This is a genomic window from Candidatus Sodalis sp. SoCistrobi (assembly GCF_900143145.1).
Taxonomy (GTDB): Bacteria; Pseudomonadota; Gammaproteobacteria; order Enterobacterales; family Enterobacteriaceae; genus SoCistrobi.
In genome coordinates this window covers 1-4,233 of the sequence record NZ_FRDB01000237.1, presented here as the reverse complement: position 1 = coordinate 4,233, position 4,233 = coordinate 1, and the positions used below count along the sequence as shown (strand labels likewise).

At 55.8% G+C, this 4,233-nt stretch carries 5 protein-coding genes and 2 pseudogenes; 2 read left to right on the top strand and 5 right to left on the bottom strand.

Annotated features, from left to right (window positions below; all coding sequences use genetic code 11):
* The coding region (locus CINSTRO3249_RS13455) for an integrase core domain-containing protein (protein ID WP_143146879.1) at window positions 1–229 on the top strand (229 nt) is incomplete at its 5' end.
* Window positions 230–271: 42 nt separating this feature from the next.
* On the opposite strand, the pseudogene CINSTRO3249_RS17730 reads toward CINSTRO3249_RS13455, so the two are convergent.
* Both CINSTRO3249_RS17730 and CINSTRO3249_RS13450 read right to left on the bottom strand, forming a co-directional pair.
* A pseudogene (locus CINSTRO3249_RS17730) lies at window positions 272–397 on the bottom strand (IS3 family transposase); the annotation flags it as partial.
* Between the two features lie 50 nt (window positions 398–447).
* Window positions 448–639 (bottom strand): annotated as a pseudogene (locus CINSTRO3249_RS13450) (YccF domain-containing protein); the annotation flags it as partial.
* Window positions 640–792: 153 nt separating this feature from the next.
* Here CINSTRO3249_RS13450 and helD point away from each other — a divergent pair.
* Window positions 793–2,847 (top strand): DNA helicase IV, encoded by a 2,055-nt coding sequence (gene helD, locus CINSTRO3249_RS13445; protein WP_074013641.1) that lies wholly within the window; start codon window positions 793–795, stop codon window positions 2,845–2,847.
* Window positions 2,848–2,919: 72 nt separating this feature from the next.
* Here helD and CINSTRO3249_RS13440 read toward each other — a convergent pair whose 3' ends face one another.
* The 3 genes from CINSTRO3249_RS13440 to CINSTRO3249_RS13430 all read right to left on the bottom strand — a co-directional run.
* Window positions 2,920–3,381, bottom strand: a complete 462-nt coding sequence (locus CINSTRO3249_RS13440; RefSeq protein ID WP_074013640.1) for a methylglyoxal synthase — start codon at window positions 3,379–3,381, stop codon at window positions 2,920–2,922.
* A gap of 94 nt (window positions 3,382–3,475) precedes the next feature.
* Window positions 3,476–3,964 (bottom strand): DUF2057 family protein, encoded by a 489-nt coding sequence (locus CINSTRO3249_RS13435; protein ID WP_084790233.1) that lies wholly within the window; start codon window positions 3,962–3,964, stop codon window positions 3,476–3,478.
* A gap of 40 nt (window positions 3,965–4,004) precedes the next feature.
* Window positions 4,005–4,233, bottom strand: a 229-nt coding sequence (locus tag CINSTRO3249_RS13430) for an integrase core domain-containing protein (protein ID WP_143146879.1), incomplete at its 5' end; no start/stop codon positions are given.

Sequence of the window (4,233 nt, the reverse complement as noted above, 5' to 3'; positions counted from 1 at the left end):
CGGCGACTCCTACGATAATGCGATGGCAGAGAGTATCAACGGGTTGTACAAAACGGAGGTTATCCACCGCGGGAGCTGGAAAAACCGGACGGAAGTGGAGTTGGCCACGCTGGACTGGGTGGACTGGTACAACAACAGAAGGCTGCTCGGGCGGCTGGGTTACATCCCTCCTACTGAAGCCGAAATGAACTATTACGCTTTGCAATTAGCATCAGAGGAAGCGGCGTAGTATTGCCAAAATTACTCTCTAATAAACTCGGGGTTATTCAATGCAGCCAATTTTTGGTGCAATGGACTGGATCGCTTTCCACTGCGAAGCATGCTCATGCTGAGTTTCCAGCACTAGATTAACTGCCCGTTCACGGACTTCCGGAGAGTAACGTTTGGTCGTTGTCATAGAGACCTCCACTTTTAAAGTATAGACTCTAATTTATCCGGGGTGATTCAGGGATAGAGTTCATCCACATGCAGCGCGGTGTTGCCGAAGGGCACCAGGGACAATTTGGTTATCTCCCAGCAGGCGCGGGTGAATGGCCAACTGATGATAAGCACGATACTGAGTAACGTCGCCAGCAGCCAGGCCAAGGTGGTGAAGAAACCGCCGAAAATAAAATTAAGAATATTGAGTAGCGTTCGCATAGCGCTCTGGAGGTTAAAGGCTAAAAATCGTTAGCGCTGATTGTCTCTGATCCCTATTGTGAATTCTACTCTGTTTTTCTGGCTGGAGCAGGACATCTTAAAGCGGGTACACTAAAGACAGACATCATCGCCTCTCGGAATCCTGGCACGCTTATGGAACTTAAATCCACCTCAATCGGCAAACGTCTGGCGCAGCATCCCTACAACCACGTACGGCTATTGCACGCCGGCGTGGAGGTCAGCGGCGATAAACATCACTATCTGATCCCGTTTAATCAGATCCTGGCCATTCAGTGCCGCCGCGGCATTGTCTGGGGCGAGCTGGAATTTGAACTGCCCGAAGGGAAAGTGGTGCGTCTGCACGGCACCGAGTGGCAGGAAACGCAGCGATTCCACCGCCTCCTCCAGCAGTCGTGGCAAGACTGGAGTGCGGAGATGAGCGCCATCGCCGCCGGGGTGTTGAACGAACAGGTGTTGAAAATCCAGCAGATTATCGATAAGGATAGTTGGCTGTTACAGCAAGATTTGGTCGCGCTGCAGGAGGGAGTCCAACAGGCCGTCGACGCGCTACCGCTGCCCGTCGCCCGGCTCGAGGCGTTTGACGCTTGCCGGGAGCCCTGGCGTCAATGCCAGGAATGGTTGCAAGACGGCGCGCTACGGGTGAAGGCGCGCAATCAGCAATGGACGGCGCGTATGTTGCTAGAACATGAGGATTTCTTCCGCTCGGTGGAAAGTTCGCCGCTTAATCTTGCCCAAAGCCGCGCAGTGGTGAACGGCGAGCGGTCGCTGCTGGTGCTGGCCGGCGCCGGTAGCGGCAAAACCTCGCTGCTGGTGGCGCGCGCCGGCTGGCTACTGCGGCGCAAGCTGGCGACGCCTGAGCAGATTTTGCTGCTGGCGTTCGGCCGCCAGGCAGCACGGGAAATGGACGATCGCCTGCGGCAGAGGCTGAACGTAGACTCGATTCAGGCAAGCACCTTTCACGCCCTGGCGCTGATGATTATCCGTCAAGGCAACAAAAAGGCCCCCGCCGTAAGCAAGCTTGAGAGCGATGGCGCCGCGCGGCGTAAACTGCTGATTGATCATTGGCGCCAGCAATGTCGCGAAAAAAAAGCGCAGGCCAAAGGGTGGCGACTATGGATTAGCGAGGAGTTGGGCTGGGAGGTGCCGGAGGGGGACTTTTGGCAGAATGATAAATTGGCAAATCGTCTGGCGGGACGGCTGGAACGTTGGGTCGGTCTGATGCGATCGCACGGCGGCAGCCAGGCCGAAATGATAGACGCGGCGCCCGATGCGCTTCGCGAGCAGTTTCAAAAACGCATCCGGCTGCTGGCGCCGCTGTTGAAAGCCTGGAAACAGGCGTTGAAGGAAGAGGGCGCGGTTGATTTTGACGGTCTTATCCATCAGGCGGTGGATATTTTGCAAAAAGGCCGCTTCGTGAGCCCGTGGAAACATATTCTGGTGGATGAGTTCCAGGATATCTCACCCCAGCGCGCCAGGCTTATCACGGCGTTATGCCAACAAAACAGCGCCACCGCATTGTTTGCCGTTGGGGATGATTGGCAGGCGATTTATCGCTTCAGCGGCTCGGAACTGGCGTTGACCACCGCCTTTGGCGCGAGTTTTGGCGGTGGCGAACCGCTGGCGTTGGATACCACCTATCGCTTTAATCAACGCATTGGCGAAGTGGCTAACCGTTTTGTGCAGCAAAATCCGTTTCAGCTGGCCAAACCGCTCAACAGCCTGACGCGTGGCGGCAAAAAAGCGGTGCAGATCCTGCCGGAGGATCAACTGGATGCGTTATTGAATAAACTCAGCGGTTTTGTCACGCCGACGCAGCGTATTTTGGTGCTGGCACGCTATCACCATCTACGACCGGCGCTGCTGGCGAAAGCGGCGACACGCTGGCCCCATCTGCAGATTGATTTTATGACCATACATGCCAGCAAAGGGCAGCAGGCGGAGTATGTGATCATTGTTGGCGTTAACGACGGGCGCGACGGTTTTCCGGCGCCCGCACGGGAATCCATTATCGAACAAGCTTTACTGCCCCAGCCGGAAGATTACCCTGATGCGGAAGAGCGTCGCCTGCTGTATGTGGCGCTTACCCGCGCCAAAGAGCAGGTCTGGCTTTTGACGGATAAGGCGAACCCGTCGGTATTTATTGAGGAACTGGTGAGTCAGGGTGTACCACGGGCGAAAAAACCCTGACACGGGCGATTCGCCGCGCGGCACGCGCCGCCTGCGGGCATGGACGAGGCACTTGCCACGGCCTTCGTCCTGTCAGGATGGCAAACGTTCTGCCAGGTAGCGTTGGTAATCGGGGATAGCGATTGCCACGTCCTGATGGAAAAGCGGCGAGCTTATCAGAAAATCGGCCGTGGAACGGTTGGTGGCTACCGGAATATTCCATACCGTTGCCAAACGCAGCAGCGCTTTGACATCGGGGTCGTGCGGAACCGCATTCAGCGGATCCCAAAAGAAAATCATCATATCGATTTTGCCTTCGGAAATCAGGGCGCCAACCTGCTGATCCCCTCCCATGGGGCCGCTGAGCATGCTATTAACCGGCAGACCGGTTTTAAGCTGCACCAGGTTGCCGGTGGTCCCGGTGGCATACAACACATGCTCCGAAAGCTGCGCTTTGTTGGTCTCCACCCAGTTGAGTAGAGATTGTTTACAATGATCGTGCGCCACCAGCGCGATATGTTTACTTGCGGCGATGGTGCGGGTAGTTGATTCCATGTCCAGTTCCTTAAGTCAGACGGTCTGACTATAGATTACTGAAACTCTGTTTCACTGCAAAGAGACAAACCGGTAAATCGATAAAAAAGGCGGTTTATTTTGCCTCCGCCGTGGAGGTTACGTTTCGCTGGCGCACCCAGTCTAGAAAACGTTCCCGGCTGGCGGTATCGGCCTGCAAAAACCAGAACCGCAGCATTTGTTCCGCGTGGCCGCTGGCTGAACTGGTGAACGGGGGACTGACGGCGGATTTCGCCGGACGAGGCGCTGGCACCGTCGGTCCATGACGACGGTTATATTGCTCCAGCGCGGGCAGTAAACTGTTTTTGTCTGCATCGAGCCGGCTGACGCTGACCGGTTGCGGTTTCTGGTTTTGATCCTGCAGGCCTATCAGCGGCTGAAGGCAAAAACGTTCGCCCTCGGCACGGTTAGCGAAAGGGGGCAATACAAATTGCAGCCGCCGCGCCTCGCCCGTGCTAAAGCCGATGACGATATAGAGCGCGCTGCAGGACGGCGATATCGTGCCTTTACCGTCAGTCGGGGGTTGCACCAGGGTAAAGACGAGCTGATGATGGCCTTGCTCCAGTGAATAACCCCGAGTTTATTAGAGAGTAATTTTGGCAATACTACGCCGCTTCCTCTGATGCTAATTGCAAAGCGTAATAGTTCATTTCGGCTTCAGTAGGAGGGATGTAACCCAGCCGCCCGAGCAGCCTTCTGTTGTTGTACCAGTCCACCCAGTCCAGCGTGGCCAACTCCACTTCCGTCCGGTTTTTCCAGCTCCCGCGGTGGATAACCTCCGTTTTGTACAACCCGTTGATACTCTCTGCCATCGCATTATCGTAGGAGTCGCCG